At 40.8% G+C, this 1,890-nt stretch carries 3 protein-coding genes and 2 pseudogenes; 4 read left to right on the forward strand and 1 reads right to left on the reverse strand.

Going from position 1 to position 1,890, the window contains the following annotated elements; translation table 11 throughout:
• Window positions 1–28: 28 nt before the first annotated feature.
• From lptC to H5202_RS21635, 4 genes and pseudogenes are all read left to right on the forward strand, one after another.
• Complete coding sequence (gene lptC, locus H5202_RS21620) at window positions 29–145, forward strand: LPS export ABC transporter periplasmic protein LptC (RefSeq protein WP_259397431.1); 117 nt, start codon at window positions 29–31, stop codon at window positions 143–145.
• A complete protein-coding gene (gene lptA / locus H5202_RS21625) occupies window positions 132–713 on the forward strand; it encodes a lipopolysaccharide transport periplasmic protein LptA (RefSeq protein ID WP_182773861.1) in 582 nt (193 codons plus the stop codon). The genes lptC and lptA overlap by 14 nt, the downstream gene beginning before the upstream one ends.
• Entirely contained in the window at window positions 710–1,441 is a 732-nt protein-coding gene (gene lptB / locus H5202_RS21630; RefSeq protein WP_182773862.1) for an LPS export ABC transporter ATP-binding protein, read from the forward strand. The genes lptA and lptB overlap by 4 nt, the downstream gene beginning before the upstream one ends.
• A 143-nt stretch (window positions 1,442–1,584) precedes the next feature.
• Window positions 1,585–1,713 (forward strand): annotated as a pseudogene (locus tag H5202_RS21635) (hypothetical protein); the annotation flags it as partial.
• Here the strand turns inward: H5202_RS21635 and H5202_RS24860 are convergent.
• Window positions 1,710–1,890: pseudogene (locus tag H5202_RS24860) on the reverse strand (RNA polymerase factor sigma-54); the annotation flags it as partial. The pseudogenes H5202_RS21635 and H5202_RS24860 overlap by 4 nt on opposite strands.

Below are 1,890 nucleotides of genomic sequence, written 5' to 3' on the forward strand. Positions count from 1 at the left end.
AACCACTATGATAGGCACCTCACAAGAGATGGTGTATATAAAAGGTAAAGGGTTTATTATTCAAGGTTTAGGCTTACATGCTGACTTGAATTCGCAAAAATTATCGCTACTAAGCCAGGTAGAAGGAACATATGAGCCACATTAATCGTCTTCACACTCGCGCCAATGTTGTGTTATTAAGTAGCATACTTTGCATATTGAGTTTGCCCGCTATAGCGAAACAAGGTGATCTGAAACAAGAATTGAAAATAGCGTCGGTCAGTCAGTCTGCAGACATTAAGAACAATCAAATTGTGTTTAATGGTCCGGTGACTATTGTCCAAGGCACGATTAATATCAATGCAGATCAATTACGAGCATTTACCCCTGAAAACAGCACCAGTAAGAAACTTATCGCGACGGGTTCACCGGCAACGTTTTCACAAGAATTAGATGACGGCCAAATTGGTACTGCAAGTGCAGACGAAATTAGTTACGACCTTGCCACCACCACACTCACATTGACTGGCAACGCCAAACTAAATCAATCTGGTAGCCAGGTTACCGGTAATCGAATTAAGTACAATATCAGTGCTCAAGAGCTTATTGCCGAAAGTACCGGTACAGGACAAGATCGCGTAATCACCATCATTCAACCTGAAAATTTCCAAGACGAGTCGGCGCCGAAGCAAAAACTCCCTCAAATCCCGGTTAACAAGCAGATCAAACCATGACCCAAATTACCTTAACCGCTGAAAATTTAGCTAAAAGTTATAAAGCTCGTCAAGTTGTTAAAGATGTCAGTTTAACGGTTAAAACAGGCCAAATTGTGGGTCTTTTAGGCCCAAATGGTGCAGGTAAAACAACTACTTTTTATATGGTTGTCGGCTTAGTAAAAAGTGATAAAGGTCGAATATTAATTGACGACGACGACCTCACCGACGATCCAATGCATTTGCGCGCCCGTAAAGGTATAGGTTACTTACCACAAGAAGCCAGTATTTTCCGCAAACTCACCGTGTACGACAACATAATGGCCGTACTGCAAACTCGCAAAGAGCTCAGCACAGACCAGCGTATTGAACAACTTGAACACCTATTAGAAGAGTTCCACATTACCCACATACGCGACAGCCAAGGCATGTCACTGTCTGGTGGTGAACGTCGTCGAGTTGAAATTGCCCGCGCTTTAGCTGCTAATCCAAAATTTATTTTGCTTGATGAGCCCTTTGCTGGTGTTGATCCTATTTCGGTCATCGACATTAAAAAAATTATTCAGCAGCTTAAAAACCGCGGTTTAGGGGTATTAATTACCGACCATAACGTACGTGAAACATTAGACGTTTGTGAGCGAGCCTATATCGTCAGCCAAGGTAATTTAATTGCCGAAGGAACACCTGATGAGATATTAAGTAATCAACAAGTTCGTGCTGTGTACTTAGGTGAACAATTCAAGCTATAGTTACTTCACTGGCCTTTTAGTCTAGCTAACTCATTTCATTGAACGATATCTAAACAACGTTAAATGTCATTGATGTATATGCCAATCCAGTACAGTTTTGAGATTGTCATTTTTATAGAAAATCATCTAGGGATAAGCGGTAAATGAAAGCGTCACTCCAACTTAAAATGGGTCAACACTTAACCATGACCCCTCAATTGCAGCAAGCGATTCGCTTACTGCAATTATCGTCATTGGAGCTACAGCAGGAAATCCAACAAGCATTAGATTCAAAGAAACCTTGCTGAAATTTTACAATACAATTAGCCACTTTAAGTAAAGTAACATTGCGGCTTTCGATACTTTTAATAAACCATTTAGCTTCTTGCAGGTGGCCTCGAATAAATTGGCTATCAGACGGGTTTTTGCTGCTTCTAGCCATTGCAGCATATTGCTGATTAACACCAATT

Source organism: Shewanella sp. SG41-4 (assembly GCF_014164505.1).
Lineage (GTDB): Bacteria > Pseudomonadota > Gammaproteobacteria > Enterobacterales > Shewanellaceae > Shewanella.

Coding starts and splice junctions, on each gene's coding strand:
- lptA (WP_182773861.1), top strand. CDS start 132: ATGAGCCACATTAATCGTCTTCACACTCGCGCCAATGTTGTGTTATTA.
- lptC (WP_259397431.1), top strand. CDS start 29: ATGGTGTATATAAAAGGTAAAGGGTTTATTATTCAAGGTTTAGGCTTA.
- lptB (WP_182773862.1), top strand. CDS start 710: ATGACCCAAATTACCTTAACCGCTGAAAATTTAGCTAAAAGTTATAAA.